The sequence below is a fragment of the Bacillus sp. 11B20 genome, from assembly GCF_056098985.1.
In genome coordinates this window covers 25,182-46,524 of the sequence record NZ_JBLZWZ010000002.1, presented here as the reverse complement: position 1 = coordinate 46,524, position 21,343 = coordinate 25,182, and the positions used below count along the sequence as shown (strand labels likewise).

Annotated in this window: 17 protein-coding genes, 2 tRNA genes and 1 pseudogene; all 20 read right to left on the bottom strand. The window is 42.5% G+C overall.

Annotated elements, in window-relative coordinates; translation table 11 throughout:
• Nucleotides 1-39 precede the first annotated feature (39 nt).
• The 20 genes and pseudogenes from ACN6NB_RS00365 to mfd all read right to left on the bottom strand — a co-directional run bounded on the left by ACN6NB_RS00365 (nt 40) and on the right by mfd (nt 21,338).
• Complete coding sequence (locus ACN6NB_RS00365) at nt 40-948, bottom strand: peptidyl-prolyl cis-trans isomerase (protein ID WP_039175942.1); 909 nt, start codon at nt 946-948, stop codon at nt 40-42.
• A 46-nt stretch (nt 949-994) separates the two neighbouring features.
• Nucleotides 995-1,870, bottom strand: a complete 876-nt coding sequence (gene hslO, locus ACN6NB_RS00360) for an Hsp33 family molecular chaperone HslO (protein WP_024425653.1) — start codon at nt 1,868-1,870, stop codon at nt 995-997.
• Between the two features lie 14 nt (nt 1,871-1,884).
• Nucleotides 1,885-2,661, bottom strand: coding sequence for a type III pantothenate kinase (locus ACN6NB_RS00355; RefSeq protein ID WP_039175940.1), 777 nt, complete (start codon nt 2,659-2,661; stop codon nt 1,885-1,887).
• 161 nt (nt 2,662-2,822) lie between these two features.
• The gene (gene ftsH, locus ACN6NB_RS00350) at nt 2,823-4,724 is read right to left on the bottom strand and encodes an ATP-dependent zinc metalloprotease FtsH (RefSeq protein ID WP_034284252.1); all 1,902 of its coding nucleotides are present in this window, start codon (nt 4,722-4,724) and stop codon (nt 2,823-2,825) included.
• 95 nt (nt 4,725-4,819) lie between these two features.
• A complete protein-coding gene (gene hpt / locus ACN6NB_RS00345; protein ID WP_008357399.1) occupies nt 4,820-5,359 on the bottom strand; it encodes a hypoxanthine phosphoribosyltransferase in 540 nt (179 codons plus the stop codon).
• Nucleotides 5,356-6,778: pseudogene (gene tilS, locus ACN6NB_RS00340) on the bottom strand (tRNA lysidine(34) synthetase TilS). The gene hpt and the pseudogene tilS overlap by 4 nt, the downstream one beginning before the upstream one ends.
• 96 nt (nt 6,779-6,874) lie before the next feature.
• Nucleotides 6,875-7,882, bottom strand: coding sequence for a protein kinase domain-containing protein (locus ACN6NB_RS00335; RefSeq protein ID WP_106025938.1), 1,008 nt, complete (start codon nt 7,880-7,882; stop codon nt 6,875-6,877).
• Entirely contained in the window at nt 7,866-8,603 is a 738-nt protein-coding gene (locus tag ACN6NB_RS00330) for a vWA domain-containing protein (RefSeq protein ID WP_034325063.1), read from the bottom strand. Before ACN6NB_RS00330 ends, ACN6NB_RS00335 begins: the two co-directional genes overlap by 17 nt.
• A 76-nt stretch (nt 8,604-8,679) precedes the next feature.
• A complete protein-coding gene (spoIIE, locus tag ACN6NB_RS00325) occupies nt 8,680-11,163 on the bottom strand; it encodes a stage II sporulation protein E (protein ID WP_144490966.1) in 2,484 nt (827 codons plus the stop codon).
• A 203-nt stretch (nt 11,164-11,366) separates the two neighbouring features.
• Nucleotides 11,367-11,438: transfer RNA gene (locus ACN6NB_RS00320), tRNA-Glu, on the bottom strand.
• A gap of 25 nt (nt 11,439-11,463) precedes the next feature.
• Nucleotides 11,464-11,537, bottom strand: a tRNA-Met gene (locus ACN6NB_RS00315).
• 177 nt (nt 11,538-11,714) lie between these two features.
• A complete protein-coding gene (locus tag ACN6NB_RS00310) occupies nt 11,715-12,110 on the bottom strand; it encodes a S1 domain-containing RNA-binding protein (protein ID WP_008357409.1) in 396 nt (131 codons plus the stop codon).
• Nucleotides 12,111-12,192: 82 nt separating this feature from the next.
• Nucleotides 12,193-12,567, bottom strand: coding sequence for an FtsB family cell division protein (locus ACN6NB_RS00305; protein ID WP_003217952.1), 375 nt, complete (start codon nt 12,565-12,567; stop codon nt 12,193-12,195).
• 18 nt (nt 12,568-12,585) lie between these two features.
• Nucleotides 12,586-13,224 carry a spore cortex biosynthesis protein YabQ gene (gene yabQ, locus ACN6NB_RS00300; protein WP_474253175.1) on the bottom strand — a complete coding sequence of 213 codons (639 nt, stop codon included), beginning with the start codon at nt 13,222-13,224 and terminating at the stop codon, nt 12,586-12,588.
• A complete protein-coding gene (gene yabP, locus ACN6NB_RS00295) occupies nt 13,221-13,529 on the bottom strand; it encodes a sporulation protein YabP (RefSeq protein ID WP_024425646.1) in 309 nt (102 codons plus the stop codon). The genes yabQ and yabP overlap by 4 nt, the downstream gene beginning before the upstream one ends.
• A gap of 73 nt (nt 13,530-13,602) precedes the next feature.
• Complete coding sequence (locus tag ACN6NB_RS00290) at nt 13,603-13,863, bottom strand: RNA-binding S4 domain-containing protein (RefSeq protein ID WP_008341839.1); 261 nt, start codon at nt 13,861-13,863, stop codon at nt 13,603-13,605.
• Nucleotides 13,860-15,344, bottom strand: coding sequence for a bifunctional methyltransferase/pyrophosphohydrolase YabN (gene yabN / locus ACN6NB_RS00285; protein ID WP_474253174.1), 1,485 nt, complete (start codon nt 15,342-15,344; stop codon nt 13,860-13,862). The genes ACN6NB_RS00290 and yabN overlap by 4 nt, the downstream gene beginning before the upstream one ends.
• Entirely contained in the window at nt 15,334-16,938 is a 1,605-nt protein-coding gene (locus ACN6NB_RS00280; RefSeq protein ID WP_126681982.1) for a putative polysaccharide biosynthesis protein, read from the bottom strand. Before ACN6NB_RS00280 ends, yabN begins: the two co-directional genes overlap by 11 nt.
• A 190-nt stretch (nt 16,939-17,128) precedes the next feature.
• Nucleotides 17,129-17,665 (bottom strand): stage V sporulation protein T, encoded by a 537-nt coding sequence (gene spoVT, locus ACN6NB_RS00275; protein ID WP_003217990.1) that lies wholly within the window; start codon nt 17,663-17,665, stop codon nt 17,129-17,131.
• 139 nt (nt 17,666-17,804) lie between these two features.
• Nucleotides 17,805-21,338: a transcription-repair coupling factor gene (gene mfd / locus ACN6NB_RS00270; RefSeq protein WP_039175917.1), complete on the bottom strand. Its 3,534-nt coding sequence runs from the start codon at nt 21,336-21,338 to the stop codon at nt 17,805-17,807.
• Between the last annotated feature and the right edge of the window lie 5 nt (nt 21,339-21,343).

Sequence of the window (21,343 nt, the reverse complement as noted above, 5' to 3'; positions counted from 1 at the left end):
ATATTAAATTATCAATTTCAAAAAATTTTGTCAATGCTTTTAGTCCTGCTCGCCATCGTAAAACCATGTGACTTTTGCTTCCTTCCACAGGGTTTTGACATTCGCCTTTTCACCTAGATCTTCCATCGCAATCTGCCTTTTAATCTGATCTTTGACTTCGTCATAGGAGAAAGAGCGGCCATTTAATTTTTCTTTTAACTGAATAATGGCATACCCGTTTTTGGTCTGAATTGGCTCTTTCGTCCATTCATCTGGCTGAAGCTTTTGAGCTTCTTGTATGTATAGGGCTGGGATGCTTTCCTGCTCTTCTGTCACAAATCCAAGATCTCCGCCGTATGGTGAGGTGTAACGGTCGATTGAACGTTCAGCTGCTACGGCTTCAAAGCTGGATCCACCTTTTAAATCTTTCAATACATTTTCAGCCTCGTCCTTTGTCTTCACGACAATATGGCGAATGCGGTATGAATCATCATATTGATATAAGTCCTTGTTTTTTTCATAAAACGATTTCGCTTCTTTTTCAGAAACGACGGCATCTCTTGTTAAAAGCTGCTCTAATAAAATTTGATAACGAATCTGTTCTTTCCATTCCTTCTCACTTGTATGTCCATCTTCGTAGAAATTATTAGATACTGCTTTGAGCATAAGCAATTCACGATTGATCTCTTTCGAAGACACGTCCAGCTTGTTTTGCTTGGCAAGCTGATTGACCACCTTCAGATTGATCATTTGTTCAAGTGTTGCCTTTCCGTAGCGGTCTTCCATCTTCTTTAACCATTCTTGACGCGTTACCTTCTCTTTTCCAATCGATGCAATTTCTTCACCGCTCTTCCCATTAGAAGAAGCCTGTGACATTTGTGACTTTGTTAATACATATGCAATGACAACAGCATTAATCATGAGCAACACGAGGATAAATGTCCATACCACTCTTGCTTTTAATCTCATCTTTCGTCTCCTTTCCATTCTAAAAAGAAAACCCGCTGCTTAGAGCTTAGCGGGTTAATTCTTCACGTAGCTCTTCTAGCTCTTCTTTTGTAAATACATACGTTTCGTTACAAAAATGGCATTGAGCTTCTGCTTGTCCGTCTTGTTCAATCATATCATCAATTTCGGCTTTCCCTAGGCTGATAATGCCATTTGCAAACCGTTCTTTTGAGCAGTTACAAGAAAATTCGACGGGTACAGTTTCTAAAATTTGAGGCTTTTCACCGAGTACTTCTTCTAATATTTCTTCTGGTGTCATCCCTTTTTCAATGAGTTTAGAGATTGGTTCAATGGTTGACAGGCGCTTTTCTAGTCTTTCAATAACAGCATCTTCTGTACCAGGCAGCAATTGAATGATGAAACCGCCTGCTGCGAGGATCGAATTATCTGGATTGACAAGGACGCCTACGCCTACAGAGGAAGGCACTTGCTCAGAAGAAACAAGATAATATGTGAAGTCATCTCCAATTTCACCTGAAACAATTTCCGTTTGTCCTGTAAAGTGGTCCTTCAGCCCGATATCTTTGACAACACTTAAGGTTCCAGATGTTCCGACTGCACGTCTAACATCCAGCTTGCCATGTTCATTTAAATCAAAGTGAACTTGTGGGTTTGAGACATATCCTCGCACCTGACCTTTTGCATTTCCATCAGCAATAATGGCGCCGATTGGTCCACCGCCTTCTATTTTGACAGTTAGCTTATTCTCACCTTTCAGCATAGCACCCATCATGACGGTTGCTGTCATCGTTCTGCCGATGGCAGCTGATGCAGTCGGCCACGTATGATGTCTTCTTTGTGCTTCGTTGATTGTATCTGTTGTGTTTGCAGCATATGCGCGGACTTTTCCATCATATGCTAATGCTTTAACTAAGTAATCCATTTGATTTAAACCTCCTATAATACACCGACACGATTACGTTCATAAATGAGCTGCAGTCCTTTTAATGTGAGGAACGGATCGACAATATCAATGCAGTCTGATTCATTTCCAATCAATGTAGACAAACCGCCTGTTGCAATGACTTTCGGTGTTTGTTTGGCTTGCTGCTTCATCCGTTTCACTATTCCCTCGACTTGACCAACATATCCATAAAGGATGCCGGATTGCATCGCACTGATGGTGTTTTTTCCAACAATGTGATCAGGACGAACAATTTCAATTCTCGGCAGCTTCGCCGCTCTTGTATATAAAGCCTCAGTTGAGATGGTAATACCCGGTGCAATCGCTCCACCCATGTATTGTTTTTGTTCATTGATATAACAGTAGGTTGTTGCTGTTCCAAAGTCTACCACAATAAGAGGCGCCCCATATAGGTGAATTGCTGCTACTGCATTGACAATTCGATCAGCCCCGACTTCCTTTGGATTGTCACACATAATGTTTAATCCAGTCTTCATTCCAGGCCCTACAATTTGGGGTGTTAGGTGAAAATACTTTTCACACATTCTTTCAAGTGCGAACATCATTGGCGGGACCACAGACGAGATGATAATCCCTTCTATTTGATCAAACATCAGCCCCACATAATCGAATAAGGCCCTAATGGACATACCAAATTCGTCTTCTGTTTTATGACGGCTTGTTTCAATTCGCCAATGGTAGTTTAGATCGCCATTATGATAAACACCTAAAACGGTATTTGTGTTTCCTACATCTATCACGAGTAACAACTTCATCACCACTTTGAATAGTTTCTCAAAAAGAGCATTTTTCGACTTTCTATCATACCATACACGAATTGAGTTCCATTTGTAAACAATTCGAAACCGATCCATTCATGAATCGAAATAAAAAAGCTGCCGGTGATCCCGGCAGCTTTCACAGAAGGAGATTAGATCTCCTCATCTTCTTTTTTCTTGATGTTTACTTTCACATCATCGTTTTTCTCTTCGTCATCTGCGTATACACGCTCTGGAAGCTTTCCAGTTTCGTAAAGAGATTTAATTTGTTCAGCATCTAATGTTTCAACTTCTAGAAGGGCTTGTGCGATGATTTCTAGCTTATCTTTATTCTCAGTGAGAATTTGTTTCGCACGTTCGTAGCTCTCCTTAATGAAACGCTGAACTTCTTGGTCAATTTCGTAAGCGATCGCTTCACTATAATTCGGCTCATTGTTGAAATCACGGCCAAGGAATACTTGACCTCCTTGTGATTGACCGAATTGAAGCGGACCAAGCTTATCAGACATACCGAACTCTGTGACCATTCTTCTTGCAATGCCTGTTGCACGCTGGAAGTCGTTGTGAGCGCCTGTACTTACTTCACCAAACGTAATTTCCTCTGCAACACGACCGCCGAGCAAGCCGACAATCTTATCAAGAAGCTCTGGCTTCGTTTGGAAATAACGGTCTTCTCTTGGAAGCATGACCGCATATCCGCCTGCCTGACCACGAGGAACGATCGTTACTTTATGCACCATGTCCGCTTCGTCTAAGATAAGACCAATGACGGTATGACCAGCTTCATGGTAAGCCACGATATTACGTTCTTTCTTCGAAATGACGCGGCTTTTCTTCGCCGGCCCAGCGATGACACGGTCAGTCGCTTCGTCGATATCACGCATATCTATTTTCTTTTTGTTTTGACGGGCAGCAACAAGTGCTGCTTCGTTTAGTAAGTTCTCAAGATCTGCTCCAGAGAACCCTGGTGTTCTGCTTGCAATGGCTTTTAAGTTGACTGACTCGTCAAGCGGTTTGTTTTTCGCATGAACTTTCAGTACTTCTTCACGGCCAATAACATCTGGGCGGTCAACCGTAATTTGACGGTCAAAACGTCCCGGACGCAGCAATGCAGGGTCTAGAATATCTGCACGGTTCGTCGCAGCAATGATAATAATACCTTCGTTGGCACTAAAACCATCCATTTCGACAAGAAGCTGGTTAAGCGTTTGTTCACGCTCGTCATGACCACCGCCAAGACCGGCTCCACGCTGACGACCCACTGCATCAATCTCATCAATAAAGATTAAGCAAGGTGCATTCTTTTTCGCATTTTCGAATAAATCACGTACACGTGATGCACCGACACCGACGAACATCTCGACGAAGTCAGAACCACTGATGCTGAAGAAAGGAACGCCTGCTTCTCCTGCAGATGCTCTCGCAAGCAATGTTTTACCTGTACCTGGAGGTCCTACTAGTAAAACCCCTTTAGGGATTCTTGCGCCAAGCTCCGCAAATTTACGTGGATCCTTCAGGAATTCCACCACTTCTACAAGCTCTTGCTTTTCTTCATCTGCACCAGCAACATCTTTAAATTTCACACGTTTCTTCTCTTCTGTGTAAAGCTTCGCCTTACTCTTACCAAAGTTCATGACTCGGCTTCCGCCGCCTTGAGCTTGATTCAATAAGAAGAAGAACAGGATAAAGATGATGATAAACGGAATGATGGTTGTCAGAACTTGCAACCATCCATTTGTTTCAGGTGCTGGTTCTACTTTTACATCTGTATTCTTCAGTGCACTGTAAATTTGGTCAACACCTTGACCATCTGGAACATGGGTAATGAAGTATTGATCTTTCTTCGCGCCATCTAATTGACCACGAATTTCATAAACCCCTCTTACAGGCTGAATGGAGATACTCTCCACTTTTCCCGCACTTAGATTTTGCGAAAATTTGCTGTAAGACATGTTCTCAGGCTTTTGATTTGGGGATCCTAACCAACTAACGACCCCTATCACAAGTAATAAAATAAGTATATAAAAAATCGTATTACGAAAAACCCGATTCATTCCTTACCTCCTCCCACAGTAAGCACAACTATGTTCAATAGTATCATAGAAAATCATTCCAACACAACCAATAACCTCATGTATACGTATGCTGATCAGCCTTCGTAAACAGATGGTTTTAACACTCCAATATACGGGAGGTTTCGGTAACGTTCAGCGAAATCCAATCCATAGCCGACAACAAATGCATCTGGTACTTCAAATCCAACATAATCTGCTTTGATGTCTGCTTTGCGGCCGCTTGGTTTATCAAGCAATGTCACAATTTTAATGGAATTTGCTTTACGGTATCGGAAAAGCTCTACCAGATAGCTCAAAGTTAACCCACTGTCGATGATATCTTCCATAATCAAAATATCTCTTCCTTCAACAGAAGTATCTAGATCCTTAATGATCTTTACTTCTCCAGAAGATACGGTAGACTTTCCGTAGCTAGATACATCCATAAAATCAAGTTCTAAATATGTATCAATGTGTTTGATCAGGTCTGCCATGAATGGAAGAGCCCCTTTCAAAACACCAATAGCCAGGGGAAATTTACCATCATAATCGCTGGTTAATGTTGCACCCAGTTCCTTCACTTTTTGCTGGATCTCTTCTTCTGAGATCAAAATCTTTTCAATATCTTGTTTCATGCTTTTGCTTGCCCCCTACAAATTTTCGTGCTGTCTATATTGTAATACAATGAGATCGCTGTTTGTCATATCAATTTCTTCAAAAACGGATTTTTTCAGACCTGGGATCCAGATGATTTGATGATCCGAGTCAGTGACGATCGGCCAGCTGTCTCTTTCTGCAAGAGGCACTTTTTTATCAATAAATATATCCTTCACCTTTTTTGATCCATTCATCCCTTTAAGTTTGATTCGATCACCATTTTTTCGTGAGCGAATGATCAAAGGGAGACGAACATGATCTTTTTGAAGCAAGAAAAAATGGTTTCCGTTCCGTGCATCCTTCGGAACATGATTTGATACGACGATAGACTGTCCATTTGGGAGAAAAAGCTCTTCTCCAAGCTCAACCTTTAAGTGAAGAGCATAAGACTGGTCTACTACATGCGATCGTTCAAAGGTAAACATACAGTGATCATAAGACTTGACAGCTTGTAAACCTTTTGGCAAATCTAATGATCCAGACGGTTGATCAGTATGAGATAACCAGTCTAAAGTCCCTAGAATATGCTGGTTTGAAAACGCTGATTGAGTGTTTTCATAAAGATAGTTTAATATTAGTTGAATGCCTCTTCTTTGTAAAGGCAAAGGCAGGTCAAGCAAAGGCTTCGTTTTGATCTCAATTTGCTTAGGCGATTGACTCGTTATCACTTGGTTCATTTGTACCTTTGTTAAAGCCTGCAAGTATTGCTCATCCTCAGTCAGCATGTCACTTACAAACTGAAAGCTTTCATGTACATGAGGTGCCTCTTCTTTTAACACGGGAAGAATGTGTCTTCTTACCCGGTTTCTCAAGTAGTCATCTGTATGATTGCTTTGATCAATGACATAGGGAACATGTTCTTTTTCACAAGCTTTTAGCACGTCGTCCTTAGAGTATCCAATGAGCGGACGAATCAGCCAACCATTTTGAAAAGGACGTTTTGCTTGGATACCCGCGAGTCCTATACCAACAGTTCCTCTCGCAAGTCTCATCAACATTGTTTCTACTTGGTCGTCTCCATGATGTGCAAGCGCTATAAATTGAGCGTTGTATTGCTCCATCAATTGACGAAAGAAAGCATATCTGCACTCCCTTGCAGCTGCCTGTTTGTTTAAGCGATTTTCTTTTGCATATTGGGTGACCTGTATGCGGGACGATTCAAAAGGGATCTCGTGCTCCTTACAGTAAGCCTCAACAAATGCCAAATCAGCAAAGGACTCTTCTCCTCTGAACATGTGATCTACATGGGCTGCAATCAGCTGATAGGAACCTTTGCGGCGCTTGTTAAGTTCATGCAGTAAAAGCATGGAATCCGGTCCGCCGGAAACCCCGACAATGACTGTCGTATTTTCAAGGTAAACATCATGTTTTTTCAAAAAAGATTCAATTCTATTCACAACTTCCTCCTCACAAAGAGCAGGTAATTTAAAGATATACATATCCTATCACTTTCAGTAGCTCCAAGCAAAGAAGAAGCCTGCTTTTTTACAGCTCTACAACAGGAACAAAACCACATATGCACAGTAAAGGGCGAGTACACTGCACACGATAAGAATGGTTTCAAAAAGTCCGCCTGATTTTTTACGTACTGACGTTCTTTTTGCTGCTGCAGCCCGCGATCGTGAAGCCACTTGTTGATTTTGATTAACAGCGGGTTTTGGCGCGTTTTTTTGCTGTTGCTTCTTTTGGCGCGTTTTTCTTGATTCAATCAGCTGTCCTTCTTTCAGCATCGCACTTTTCATGTCTGCTGCTGATTGATATTTACCTTGTAAAGCAGCCTTTAACACCCTTTCATATCGCTTTAATAAAGGATGTCCTTCAATGGCTCGATAAAGCTGCTTTTCTGGTTCTGCTCCTTTTTTGAATTCTTTCTTATACGCACAGTTGACCATCACCATGGCTAGGGCAAATAAATCATAAGTTGGTTCAGCTTTTCGTGAGCCGAATCCCCAATAGCCTCGATCAAAAAACTCGGTATACTCCTTAATTGCCCTGCCCGCTTTTGTCGTTCCTCCCACATCAATGCACCGGATCGTGGCAGGGGGACCAGAAACAATGAGATTATCAGGCTTTAAGTCACCAAAAATCCATCCTTCCTGATGTAAATGAGCCAGGCTAGATAAAAGCTGAATCATCAAAACAACGATCCATTCATCACCCTTTTGTTTCACAAATTCAAGCAGTAATGGGCCTCTGACATATTCCATCACGTAAAAGGAGCGTTTTTGAGGCATACCGGGATAAATCGCATCATCCATATCATAAAAAGAAGGCCCCATGGTTTTCACAGGAGCCTTTGAAAAGGATTTTAATACATTGACTTCAGATGCAATGAGCATACTGTCATCACTCACTTTAAGGGCCGCTTGCCCATGTGGCGATTCGGCCAGATAGACAACACCGTTCGCCCCTTTTCCAAGCTCTTTTACAATACGGTAATGATGGTGGTGCCATTTCCCTTGAATCACCGTACCTAACGGGATGTTAGAAACCGAATTCATCATCATGCTCTTCCTTTGCTTCAAGCAGCCCTTTACGTGAGCGAACTGACTTGAAATGCTGAAGTGCTTCCCGAAGTGCTGGTCCCGTTGGGGTGATTCCTCCAGTGGTCAGTTTTGGGAAAATAGATGATAATGAATCGAATCGAGGCGTCCAATTCAACACAATTTCTGCATCTGAGTTTTTCCCGGGAAATACACACATCCCAAACTGATTTTCTCCAATTCTTGAATTTAAACTGATGGAAAGGTCGATAAGTGCTTCTTTGACAGTCGGCAGCTTCGGTTTCATACTTGCACTTGTATCAACAAGCACGAGTACTTGAAGGTGAACCGTCTCTCCTAACTCATCAACAACCTCCATTACTTCCCCGCGCTTATCAGGTGGAAGCTCTTCAATTTCAGTGTCTTTGCCGAGTATTTGCTGCAATTCTTTATTCACAACACCTTGTAAGGTTTGTGTCATCGCTTTTTTCGTGACCATTTGTACTGTTTGAGATAATTGCTGGACGTAGACAACTTGATGGATGCCTCCGCCTGCGAGAGCAATCCCCTCTACTTCTTTCATCGCTTCATGATCGTGTCTGTTTTCTTCCATAATGCCAATGACATTGACTGTAATCCCTTGTTCCTTTGCCAATGAGGCAATCGCAAGCGGATCTTCCCCGTGATTTGAGCAGCCATCTGTAATCAATAAGATTTGGTTGACGTGACCTTTTCGCATCTTCATTCCTCCTGGGATTGTAACTGAATGCTTATATCCCCATCATCGCCAGAAGAAATTCATATTATACGATATTTTAAGAAATCTCTTGTTTCTCAAGATAGAATGTACCTGTCGGAATGGAAGCCCATTTTGGTGTGTTGTGGTCGAGCCTGATGACAACAACCGTCATATCGTCGTCAATTTGGCCTGCTCTTGTTCGAATGACCTCTTCCATTAATAAATCAGCAATTTCTTGTGGATCTTCTGTTTTAAAGCTTTTCATTTTCCGTTTCACCCACAGATCATGATTTTCAATATGCTTTGGCCCTTCAAAAATGCCGTCACTCATCATAATCAAGAGATCTCCTGCTTTCATCTGTTCGCTCACAACCTCGACTTCGAATTCATCAATAATGCCAATCGGCAAGTTGCTTGCTTGTACCTTCATCACCTGATCACCCCGTTTAATAAAGCTGGGTGTTGAACCAATCTTGAGGAACTTACAGCTTGCATCCTGTAAATCAATAATCGATAAATCCAATGTTGAATAGATCTCGTCCGTTGTTCGTAAAGATAAAATACTATTAATGGTTTTAATCGCCACTTTTTCATTGATACCTGACGCCAATATTTTTTCTAACAGCTTAATCGTCTCATTGCTTTCAAAATGAGCACGTGCTCCGTTACCCATTCCATCACTAATAGCTGCGGCATACTTGCCTGCACCAAGCTCCATCATGCTGTAGCTGTCTCCAGATACCAGTCCTCCGCCTTTTGCTGCATGTGCCACGCCTGTAGCCACTCGATATGATTTGGCAGAGCCAAATACAACGTGACAATAGCCTGTTGGATGCTCTGCACACTGCTCTGCTTTGACTAAAATCTGTTCTTCTAAAATATCTGAAAGCATTGGAGCAATGATTTTTTCACATTCCCCATGCCCTTGGCAATATGGGATTCTCATTTCAATATCGACATTTCCCTGCTCCAAGCTATAGATTTCTACTTGCTGAATTTCAATACCAAAGTGCTGAAGCGCTTCTATCATCTGCTCTTCTTGAATAAAATGCTGTTCTCTTTCTCGTTTTATTTCCCGGGAAAAATCCTCCATCACTTGCGAGACCCCCATCAGCTGTTCAGCCACAAGACGTCTGCTGTCTTGGACTTTTTTCTTCAGTGTCTGGTTGGCTTTATAGTAAGCGATCTCCTCTTCAATCAATTCCTCGACATGTTTTGATTTTGAGCAGTGCTGACTAAATTTCTTTTTCAATTTTCGGTTATGCTCGTACGTTTTTTCATCAGATTCATGCATAACTTGTTTCATTAGTTCATAGGTTGTATCAAAGTTCTGCACCCAGCATTTATTTTTCTTATAGCACGTTTGACAGGATCGTTCTGTGATCGTACTTAAAAAAAGATCTACATCCTCTTCCTGCTTCTTCTCTTCAGGAATGGATTCGTAAAATGTCGCAAAACTCTCAGACAGCGCATGAAATACATTAGAGAATTGGTCTACCTTTTTTGCTGTCACGTCTCGTACTTTCCGAGCATATTGCTGCTGCTCTTGTACATGCTCTACCGTGCCAGGAATGTATTTCGCTACCTTGGAGGTGACTGATTGCGGCGTGAGCAAAAAGAGCGCAACCGCTATAAGTGATTCATACAATGTGGTCATGAGACCTGCCGACCCTTCCCCATACAGTGAAATGAGTAAGGAACCCACAATTAAGCCGATGGCTGCCCCTGCTTTCTTCCCTTCTTTCAGCAATCCGCCTAATAAACCTGAAAAGGCAAGAAGACTCATCTGATAAAGGTTTCCGATGTTGGCGAGACCGAGAATTAATCCTGTCACGACACCGACCGTACAACCAATACTGGCTCCGCCAATAAAGGCAAAGGTCAGCACTACATAACGTGATAAAATATGCTCTGCCTGCATCCCTTGAAATGAGATCCCAGCAAGTCCAGTTAAAACTGAGGCAATTAAAATCATAAAACAAATAATTTCTTCGACCTTTAAAGAATGTTTAATTTTCCTGACTGTAAAAATCGGCAGGCTTTGAAGAAAAATCAGTGTCAAAATGAAGGCAAGTCCTGCTTCGACACCCGCCATGACATAATCATAGCTTTGCACAGCACCTTGCTCTAGGTAAACAAACGCTCCTCGGGTGATCAGCATCGAGAGAACAATGACAACCGGTAATGTTTTCACTGGGTCTTTGATGATGAAAGAAACCACCTTTGACATAAGGAGAAATATAAGCAGCGATGCAAACACAAACAATGCATTTTGAGGTGATATCGTCATCGCCCCAGCGAGTAAAGCGAGACAAGCAAGCATTGCCTTATCTCTTTTAATAAGCAGCATGGAACCAAAGAAAGGCAGAGCAAACGGCATAATTTCAGATAATATAAAGGCTCGTCCTAATAAAAAGCCTAGAACAACATAAATAAACCCTTTATAGAAAAAAAGAGAATGCGTGTGATGAAGAAACAGGTTTTTCATCTTTTTTAACCCCGCACTGATTCTTTCAAACCCCGCTCCTGTTAAATCAGTTCTTCTTTCTAGTTTTTCCATCTTCTCATCCCCCACCTGATATTCGTTGCTTGTCATTATAGCGAAGGTGAAAAAGAAATTTTGTCAAAAGAAGTTGTCGTTTCCATAAAACGTTCGACGCTTTATTCGTCAAAGAGGCATACTTTCATGAAAGTCGATGTCTTTCATCAGAATTTTACGAAAGCACAAAAAAACAGCTTTCCTATAGAAAGCTGTTTCGAAGATGACCCGTACGGGATTCGAACCCGTGTTACCGCCGTGAAAGGGCGGTGTCTTAACCGCTTGACCAACGGGCCTTGCTTTATGTTCTAGTTAAAAGGATAGCGGCGGAGGGGATCGAACCCCCGACCTCACGGGTATGAACCGTACGCTCTAGCCAGCTGAGCTACACCGCCATAATAATAATGCGCTAAGAAGCACAAGAACTATAATACAAAGGATTCGCTTGTCCGTCAATAGAAAGTTTTAAATTAAATGACGAAATCTCAAAAAATGTAGGATAGGTCATGAAAAAAAGCACCTGCTGAACAGCAGATGCTTTGTTGTGAAAATATATAGAAAGCAGCAACAAGTTAACCTCTTCTTGCTCCGCGCCCCCCACGTTTTGATTCCGTGTTACGTTTTAAAGATGTTAAGCGATCTTCGCTATCTTTTAAGAATTTGTTCATTTTTTGTTCAAACGATTCCTTCGGACGGAAATCATTTCTGCTTGGTCTTGATTGTTGTTGAGGACGATCTTTTGCTTTTTTAATGGACAAGCCGATTTTACCGTCTTTTTCAACGTTAATCACTTTCACTTCAACTTGTTCACCGACTTTTAAATGCTCATTAATATCTTTTACATAGTTATCGGCTACCTCACTGATATGAACGAGACCAGTTGAACCGCCTGGCAACTCCACAAAAGCTCCAAAATTTGTAATGCCCGTAACTTTCCCTTGTAACTTGCTGCCAACTTCAATCGACATAAAAAAAGTGCTCCTCCTTAGACTTATAAAAAAATCTCATTTGTTCAATTATACATAAACTGAATTTTAAGTGTCAACAAGGCTAATCGCTCTTATTGCCCACATCAAAGATTTTTTCGCCTTTTTTGGACATATAATAGTCCCGTCGTGCCAGTTCGAGTACGTATTCCTTGCTTTTCAGCTTCTTAATTTCATCAGAAATATCTTCCTGCTTTGTTTGTAATTGCTTCAACTCTTTTTCGAGCGCAACCTTCTTCTCTTCTTTTTCCTTTAGTGAAGACGATTGCGACCAGAGGGCACTTGTCACCAAGACAGCAAACATGAGCACGATCACACCAAACACGGTAAGCCTTCTAAGGAGTCCGCGACGTTTGCGTTTTAAGCGCTGTGCTTGCTGTTCCATTTGTTTTTGGTAATCATTTTGAATTTGTGCGATATTTCTTTTTCTCTTGTTCAAGGTTGAAGGCCTCCTCTCTTACTTTGTCCAGAATTGTTTCCATTTCGTTTTGATGGTACCAGATAATTTCTTGGCCCCTTGTAAAATTCCTGCTCCTTTTGAGAAAAACAATCTCATTGATGTTAGCCATTTTTCGGGAATCCGATGAATAATGGTCACATTGAGTAACCAGATGAGCGGATAACAAACAATCGACAGCACCTTCCACACGAGCCGAAACGTAAAACGAACTAGACGTAAGAGCGAGTGGAGCAAGAACAGAATAGCACTTATGACCAATGTGATCATCCAGCGGATCGGTTGGAAGACAATCGTCATGACCAGCCTTTTCAGGAAGAGAACGGTCTGATATACACACATCATGATAAACTTGAGAATCTTGAGATACAGCTGTTTCATCAATGCCTGATACATCGAGAAACCTAGAGCAACGGCTAGAAAAATATAAAGCCTGAATTCTCCCTCATTTGTCAGCAGCAGGACGTAAAAGAATAAGAGACCCTGCACCATCCAAAAAAGGAGATCGTGTATAGCCAAAAGCCATTTTGCTGTTTTTTCCCGGTTCACAAACAGCTTGTACGTATCAAGCGATGCGCCCAGCCAGATGCCCATCGCCGCCATGGAAAGCATCGTATAAAACTGGACTGTCAGCGTCATTTAAACAGCTTGCTAAAAAATCCTTTAGCTTTCTCCCCGTGCTGCTCATCAACATAGATTAAATCAAAGACACGCCCTTTGATCGACACAACGCCCTTTTCGACGTCTAGGTTCTTCATTTGCAGATTTTCTCCGCGGATGGCGAGAATCCCCATGACCGTCTCCAGCAGAAATTCCTCACTATCAAAGCTTTCCACTTGTTTGACACCAGTGATATCTAAATGCTTTCTGTTTCGCATTGTGACATTGTGCTCCGCGTCTGATGACAGCTTCGTGCCTTGAGGTTGATTATAATATTGATTCATTTATACATCCCCCATATCTCATACTTGCATGTTACTGCATTGTATGTGATAAGAGGGTCATTTAGAACAAGCCCTATTCTGCTGTTTTTTCTTCTTTTAGCACAGTATACATGCCAGCCGCTTCTTCTTTTTTCGTCGTGTCCTTTAACTCGTTGACTTGAACAGTCACTAGCTTTTGACCAAAGCGGATTTGCAGCTCATCTCCTTCTTTCACGTCAGAGCTTGCTTTCGCCTGTGTTCCGTTAATAGAAATCCTGCCTTGATCAGCTACTTCCTTTGCCAATGTTCTTCTTTTAATTAAACGGGACACTTTTAAAAACTTATCTAGTCTCATGTATGTTCACCTCTTTCTATACGTTTCGCATCGTTCCATAGATCGTCCATTTCCTCTAGCGTTAAGTCATCTAGTGAACGTCCCATGTCCTTTGCTTTTTGTTCGATATGCTTAAAGCGCCGCATGAATTTTGTGTTGGCAGAAGCGAGCGCCGTTTCAGGCTCTAGGTGATAGAACCGTCCAATATTGACGAGAACAAACAAAAGATCTCCAAATTCATCTTTCATCTGCTTCGTTGCACCTTCGTCCGTCTTCTCTGCCACTTCAACAAGAAATTCCTGCTTTTCTTCTTCGTATTTGTTCCAAATATCTTGAACATCTGTCCAATCAAAGCCTACCTTGGCGGCTTTCTTTTGGAGTTTATATGCCTTTGTTAATGCTGGAAGTGTCGCCGGAATCGATTGCAAAATAGAACCGGTCCGCTCTGGCTTCTCCTGCTGCTTGATTTTTTCCCAGTTGGCCACCACATCTGCTGCCTCAGAAACATTCGTGTCACCAAACACATGGGGATGTCGCCGAATCATTTTTTCTGTGACATGCTGAATGACGTCATCGATTGAGAAATAACCGTCATCTTCGCCAATTTGAGCGTGAAGTAGCACCTGTAGCAGCACATCGCCAAGCTCTTCCACCATATGATCTGGGTCATCTTCATCTATCGCTTCAAGCAGCTCATAGCATTCTTCAATTAAATATGGTTTGAGTGATTCATTGGTTTGTTTTTGATCCCATGGACAGCCGCCCGGACCTCTTAATGTACGTATGACGTCACGGAAGGTGTCAAATTGTTGATAAAGCAGATGTTCCTCTTGAATCGGAGGAACATAAACACTTGTTAAGTTATTTATCGACACATCTCGATCAAGTTCAAATAAAGGAACGGCAGTAATCTGTTCCTGACTGCTTCCAGCTGCAGTCACAATATAAACTTCATAATCGTCAGGGAGCTTTTCCATCAGCGTGAGCTTCACATTTGATGCTGTCATCTGATCATATACCTGACAAATCAGGACGTGCTGGGTTAATTTCAGATCATCCGCTCTCATATCCCCTGCATCAACGAATTGTAATCCTTCGATGGGGTCAATCTGCAAGGAGTTGAATGTCGCATCTAAAAAGCTTTGTCCACCAGCGACAGACACCTCAATCCCGCGCTCTTTCTGCCCGGCGACGAGCAGCTGTACGGTCTTTTCTGCCACAAATGGATGACCAGGTACTGCGTACACAATGTCTTTTTCCGCTGCCTCTGCAAATAATATTTCGGTAATTTCCTGATACACCTGATCAAACTGATCGTGCTTTTCATAAATTTCATCAAAAAAGGTGAGAGATGGGACCTCCTGCATTAACTCTGCGGTAAGCGGATGGTCCTGCGTTCTCATATATACTTCTTTCGCCTGCTTCAGCTGCTTATATACACCGAGCGTCAGCTGATCCATGTCGCCTGCCCCGAGACCGACGACGGTAATCTTACCTGCCATTTTGATTCCCTCTCATCTGTTTAAAATATAAAATCTTTTTTCCTAATGGAATGAGTCTCCATTCCTCTTCCGTGAATACTTCTAGCTTAAGAATACTATATAAAAAGGCGAAACCACCAATAAAAACTGATGTCAGGCTCTCTAAAACGGAAAACGGACGTTTTTCAAAAGGGATTACCCAGGAAAACAAAGCCTGATATCCCATTAAGACCACAGCCATGAAGGCAGCTGATAAAAGAATTTTCACTGGGAATAGCTCTCTCAATGAAATCCATCCTTTATGCTTCAAATAAACAGCATTGAGCACGGCTGCTGTGAGAAAACCACATACAGTTGACCATGCGGCACCGTGGATGCCAAATAACGGAACAAGCGCAATCGTTAGAATCCATTTCACCAGCACGCTGATGATCACCACAACAGCGGGATACACAGTATGTCCGAGCCCTTGCAGTAAAGCCGCCTGCGTAATGGCAATCGACGTAAACGCAATCGATATACAGAATATTTGCAGGGCATCTGTGCCTAAATCATTACGAAAAAGCATTGTATTTACTGGTGATAAAATACAAATCAGCCCAACAGCTGACCCAATCCCTAATACCGACGTGGTCTTAACCGATGACCGCACTTTTTGCCGTATCGTTTCATGCTCCCCATTCCTCATGGCTGCCGATAAAAATGGCACAAGAGAGGTTCCGATGCTGATGGCAAACACCGTCCCTAGCTGCAAGAACGGCTGACCTCGGTCATACACACCTTTTGCCGCCTTTGCCGCCGCTTCACTGAGACCCTCACTGCGCAGCAACGCATACAGATGAAAAGCATCAATCATTTGCATCCATAAAATAAGCAAACCGCTGACACAAATCGTCAATGTATACAGCACCAAACTCTTCAAAATATCTTTTTTTCGAAGTGTCGCCTGTTTGCCTGACATACTTGCAGCAGACGGTTTTCGATAGGTCAACCAAAGGAAAAGAAGCAAAATGAGCGACGCCGCACTTCCCGCGATAGAAGAGAACACCGCACCCGCCCCTGTTTCATAAAGCGAATAGCCGTGTCTCACGAAATAAAAGGATAAAACAAGCAGGACGCCTACCCTGATGAACTGCTCAACCAATTGAGAAACAGCCGTCGGAAGCATCAGACCGTCACTCTGAAAAACTCCCCTCAGCATCACAGTGAGCGGCAGAAATAGAAACACAAAAGCACTCATCTGGATGAGCAGAATTAATTGACTATCTGCCATAAGGCTCGCCATTGTGCCTGCTCCTATGTAAAGACAAAGAAATAAGACCAAGCTCAGTAAAGTGATATATACCAAGGATACCCTTGTAATGATCTGTCGATTCTCTTCCCCATGCTCACTCAGAAGCTTGGACACCATGACAGGAAAACCTGTTGTACCAAGCATGATGGCAATACCAAGGAAAGGATATACCTGCTGATAAATATAAAACCCTGTGTCCCCTACGATGTTTTGAAACGGGACACGGTAAACGGCACTTAGTACCTTTGATAACAGGCCTGCGATGGTCAAAATCACCGCACCCTGGAAAAGCCAATGCGGCTGATTCACAGCATTTTTCATGGATGACTCCTTTAAAATAGATCTACAGTTAAACGAACTCATTATATCATACGTGAATGAAAAGCCGTTTCTTTCTAAGGAGTAGACGGCACATGTCCCGATTTGTTTCATCCCATATAAAAAACCGACAAAATCAAATGATTTCATCGGCATTTTTTCGTTTTATCAAAATGATATAGAGTTATTAGACCTAATGTTCCATTTGACGGGCTAAGAAGCCAGCTGCCGTTTCTGCCGCTTTATGCTCCACTTCTCCCATTGAACGCTCTTTAGAAAATAAGACGACGGCGCCAATCGGATCTCCGTTTGCAACAATAGGTGCAATGGTATAAGCAGATACGTCATCATCAATACCATCGACAAGTTGAATTTCTTTTTTGCTTTCTTCTAAAACAGAATTACGCTGATCCATTGTTCGTTCAAGTAAATCACTGATCGATTTGTTTAAGTACTCTTTTTTCGAACTGCCGGATACAGCAATATACGTATCTCGATCACAGATCAGGATGGAATGACCCAAACTGTCGAATAATGCATCAGCATATTCCTTCGCAAAGTCTCCTAGCTCACTAATCGGCGAATACTTCTTCAAAATCACTTCTCCATCGCGGTCGACGAAAATCTCAAGCGGATCTCCTTCCCGGATGCGCAATGTTCTGCGAATCTCCTTCGGAATAACCACTCTACCTAGATCATCGATACGGCGTACAATTCCAGTTGCTTTCATTCACTGCTGCCTCTCTTTCGTTTGATGATGTGTTGGGTGAATGGAACAAAAGCGTCCACTTTATGCAACATTCACCACTTGACCCTGAGTTTAGTATCCGTCACATCAAACGTAATATACACGAGAGACAAACAAAATTTTATGAAGATGGAATGGTTTCTTTTTTCACATCTTGAAGGCCTCGAAGCATATTAAGAACAACCTCAAGCCATTCCTCCGTTTTCTTGCCTTTCGTTTGGACAGAAATAATCAGCTTGCTGCCTTCCATTCCCAACCCAATTTCACGTCCATATTTACTGCCGAGCTCAAATAATTTTTGACCGTCGATTTCACTGCTTGCTTGCTCATCAAGGGTCATTCTGACAATGCCTTTCTCCATCTTGATCAGCTCGACACGTTCCTGGACAGCGTACACCTTCATTGTCGCAATCGTAAACAAGTCTGCCACTTCTTGCGGATATTCACCAAATCGGTCGATCATTTCATCCTGAAGCTCTTTTCGCTCTTCAATCGATCCAATTGCTCTGAACTGTTTATACATCTCAATCTTCTGCTTGCCATCCGAAATATAAGTGTCTGGGATGTACGCATCAATTTGCAGATCAATTTCTGGCTCGAATTTATCTTGAGCCGTTGTATCGCCTCTTCTTTCCTCAATGGCTTCTTTCAGCATTTGAGAATAGAGGTCGAATCCAACCGAATCAATGAAGCCATGCTGCTGAGCCCCAAGTAAGTTCCCTGCTCCTCGAATCGTTAAATCACGCATCGCAATTTTAAACCCAGATCCAAGCTCTGTGAATTCTTTAATGGCTTGAAGTCTTTTCTCTGCAACTTCAGAAAGAACTTTATCTTTTCGATACGTGAAGTAAGCATAAGCGACACGGTTCGAACGCCCGACTCGTCCTCTTAGCTGGTACAGCTGAGAAAGCCCCATTTTATCAGCATCGTGGACGATGAGTGTGTTCACATTTGGAATATCGACTCCCGTTTCAATGATGGTGGTACTGACCAATACATCTGATTCACCTTCAAGGAAATTGATCATCACTGATTCCAGCTCGTTCTCACTCATTTTCCCGTGCGCATAACTAACTTTTGCATCTGGGACTAGCATAGAGATTTCGTCTGCTTTTCGTTCGATATCTTCAACACGGTTGTAAAGGAAGTACACTTGACCGCCGCGTGCTAATTCTCGCTCAATTGCTTCTCTGACTAAAGCGCCGTTGTACTCAACCACATAGGTTTGAACAGGGAATCGGTTTTCAGGCGGTGTTTCAATAACCGATAAATCCCGCACACCAAGCATGGACATATGAAGCGTACGGGGAATTGGCGTAGCCGTTAATGTCAGTACATCGATATTGGCTTTCATCTGCTTAATTTTCTCTTTATGCGTCACACCAAAACGCTGTTCCTCATCAATGATCAACAGCCCTAAATCCTTGTAGACGATGTCTTTTGAAAGAAGACGGTGTGTGCCGATGACCATATCGATCGTCCCGTTTTTCAGCCCTTTTAACGTTTCAGTTGTTTCTTTTCTTGTACGGAAACGGCTCAGCTGCGCGATTTTGACAGGGTAGTCTTGGAATCGGTCCATGATTGTGTCAAAATGCTGCTGCGCTAAGATAGTTGTCGGAACTAGCAGGGCTACCTGCTTCCCGTCAGCAATCGCTTTGAAGGCCGCACGAATAGCCACCTCTGTTTTTCCGTAACCCACATCTCCACAAAGCAAGCGGTCCATAGGACGTTCCCGCTCCATATCCTGCTTAATTTCGTGAATCGAACGGATTTGATCATCTGTTTCCTGGTAAGGGAATGCAGATTCAAACTGGCGCTGCATCTCATGGTCAGGCGAGAAGGCATATCCTTTGCTAGCCTCGCGTTCTGCGTACAGCTTAATCAGATCATCTGCGATGTCCTGTACAGATGTTTCAACTTTTTTCTTCACGCGTTTCCAATCGCTGCCGCCAAGTTTGTACAGCTTTGGTTCTTTACCTTCTGATCCTACATATTTCTGGACCTGATCAATTTGTTCGACCGGTACATAAAGCTTGTCGCTTCCTTGATAATGAATATTTAAATAATCTTTATGAATGCCGCCGATTTCAAGCGTTTCAATTCCTAAATATTTACCGATCCCGTGGTTAATGTGCACCACATAATCGCCGACTTGAAGCTCTGAATAGCTCTTGATTCGCTCTGCATTGGTCAGCTTTTGCTTACGTGCCTGCTTTTTCACACGTTTCTTGAAGAGTTCACCTTCTGTGATCACAGCAATTTTTGATAACGGCAGTTCAAAGCCTGTTTGCAGCTCACCTTGTAAAATATACACCTGTCCGCTCACAAGTTCAGCGTCCGGTTTAGCAAGAGCAGCTTCAATGTCATAATCATGCAGAACAGACGATAGCTTTTCTGTCCGCTCTTCATCCGCACCTAAGAAGACAACCGTGTATTGCTGTTTTTTATAGCGTTCAATTTCACTCGCCAGCACATTCATCTGCCCGTGGAAATTCTGCATTTGCTTACTAGATACATTGACGATATTTTGCGGATTTGTCTGCTGGACATGTCTCAGGAACAAGGAGTAGTACAGAATGGACCTTGATTGCTGATTGATCAGTTCTTGGAACGGGAAAGAAAGAGATAAATCATGAAGAATATTCCCTTCTTCAAGCAGACTAATTGTCCAATCGGCTTCTTCCTGTTCAAGCTGTTCTTCCATCTCCTGAATTCTGCTGATTTCATCTAAAATAATAATCGTATCCTGCGATGTGTAATCTAGCAAACTAGCAGGCTTTTCATAGAAATAGGCTAGGTACTTCGTCATTTCCTGTGTCACGATGCCTTCTAGCAGCTTCTCGCGGTCAGCAGAAATATTTTGATGAAGCAGCTCTTTTTGCTGATCTGAGTTGAATTTCTTTAAGCTCTTCGCCAGCCCTTGATCAAGCTGTTCAATGGCTCTCACTCGTTCAGGACCTCTCACAATCAGCTCTTTTGCAGGACCTATTTTAATTTCTTGAAGGGTTTCTAATGAACGCTGTGTATCCGAATGAAACGTTCGAATCGAGTCTACTTCTGTATCAAACAGTTCAATACGGATTGGATGATCTTCCGTTAACGCATAGATGTCGATGATTCCTCCGCGCACACTAAAATCTCCGGGCGCTGCAACCATTGACGTCCGGTCATAACCAATTTGTACGAGCTGTTTTGAAAACGCCTCCAAATCAATTTCTTCACCGATCTTTAAATGGATCTGACTCTCCTTCCAGAGCTCAACTGGTGGAAGCATCCTGCGCACCGCAGCAGCGGGAGTGACGATAATGGGGTTTTCTCCATTCGCAAGCCGGTTCAGGACATCTAAACGCTGTGCTCTCAGCTCAGGGCTTGCCACTGCAATTTCTGAGGCGATAAGCTCATTGACAGGATAAAGAAGAACCGAGCGATCCGGCATCACACTTGCTAGATCATCTGTTACCTTCTGTGCCTGATATAAATTGTGAGTCACAATAAACATTGGCCGCTTCAGTTCGTCTGATATCGCGGCTGTAAATAAAGATCTGACGGAGCCTGATAGTCCGGCAAGCAGCTGTTCTTTTAACCCTTCCTTTAGTCCATTAAAAATAGACTGAAAATCATCACTTTGTTTGATAAATGATTGTATGTTTTTCATTTGGC

Bases quoted from the DNA above. Each gene is read 5' to 3' on its own strand.
- yabQ (WP_474253175.1), bottom strand. From the start codon at position 13,224: ATGACGCTGACAGTCCAGTTTTATACGATGCTTTCCATGGCGGCGATG.
- spoIIE (WP_144490966.1), bottom strand. From the start codon at position 11,163: ATGGAAAAACTAGAAAGAAGAACTGATTTAACAGGAGCGGGGTTTGAA.
- mfd (WP_039175917.1), bottom strand. From the start codon at position 21,338: ATGAAAAACATACAATCATTTATCAAACAAAGTGATGATTTTCAGTCT.
- hslO (WP_024425653.1), bottom strand. From the start codon at position 1,870: ATGGATTACTTAGTTAAAGCATTAGCATATGATGGAAAAGTCCGCGCA.
- ACN6NB_RS00335 (WP_106025938.1), bottom strand. From the start codon at position 7,882: ATGAATTCGGTTTCTAACATCCCGTTAGGTACGGTGATTCAAGGGAAA.
- ACN6NB_RS00310 (WP_008357409.1), bottom strand. From the start codon at position 12,110: ATGTCGATTGAAGTTGGCAGCAAGTTACAAGGGAAAGTTACGGGCATT.
- yabN (WP_474253174.1), bottom strand. From the start codon at position 15,344: ATGGCAGGTAAGATTACCGTCGTCGGTCTCGGGGCAGGCGACATGGAT.
- ftsH (WP_034284252.1), bottom strand. From the start codon at position 4,724: ATGAATCGGGTTTTTCGTAATACGATTTTTTATATACTTATTTTATTA.
- hpt (WP_008357399.1), bottom strand. From the start codon at position 5,359: ATGAAACAAGATATTGAAAAGATTTTGATCTCAGAAGAAGAGATCCAG.
- ACN6NB_RS00330 (WP_034325063.1), bottom strand. From the start codon at position 8,603: ATGCGAAAAGGTCACGTCAACCAAATCTTATTGATTACAGATGGCTGC.
- spoVT (WP_003217990.1), bottom strand. From the start codon at position 17,665: ATGAAAGCAACTGGAATTGTACGCCGTATCGATGATCTAGGTAGAGTG.
- ACN6NB_RS00290 (WP_008341839.1), bottom strand. From the start codon at position 13,863: ATGAGACTAGATAAGTTTTTAAAAGTGTCCCGTTTAATTAAAAGAAGA.
- ACN6NB_RS00280 (WP_126681982.1), bottom strand. From the start codon at position 16,938: ATGAAAAATGCTGTGAATCAGCCGCATTGGCTTTTCCAGGGTGCGGTG.
- ACN6NB_RS00365 (WP_039175942.1), bottom strand. From the start codon at position 948: ATGAGATTAAAAGCAAGAGTGGTATGGACATTTATCCTCGTGTTGCTC.
- yabP (WP_024425646.1), bottom strand. From the start codon at position 13,529: ATGAATCAATATTATAATCAACCTCAAGGCACGAAGCTGTCATCAGAC.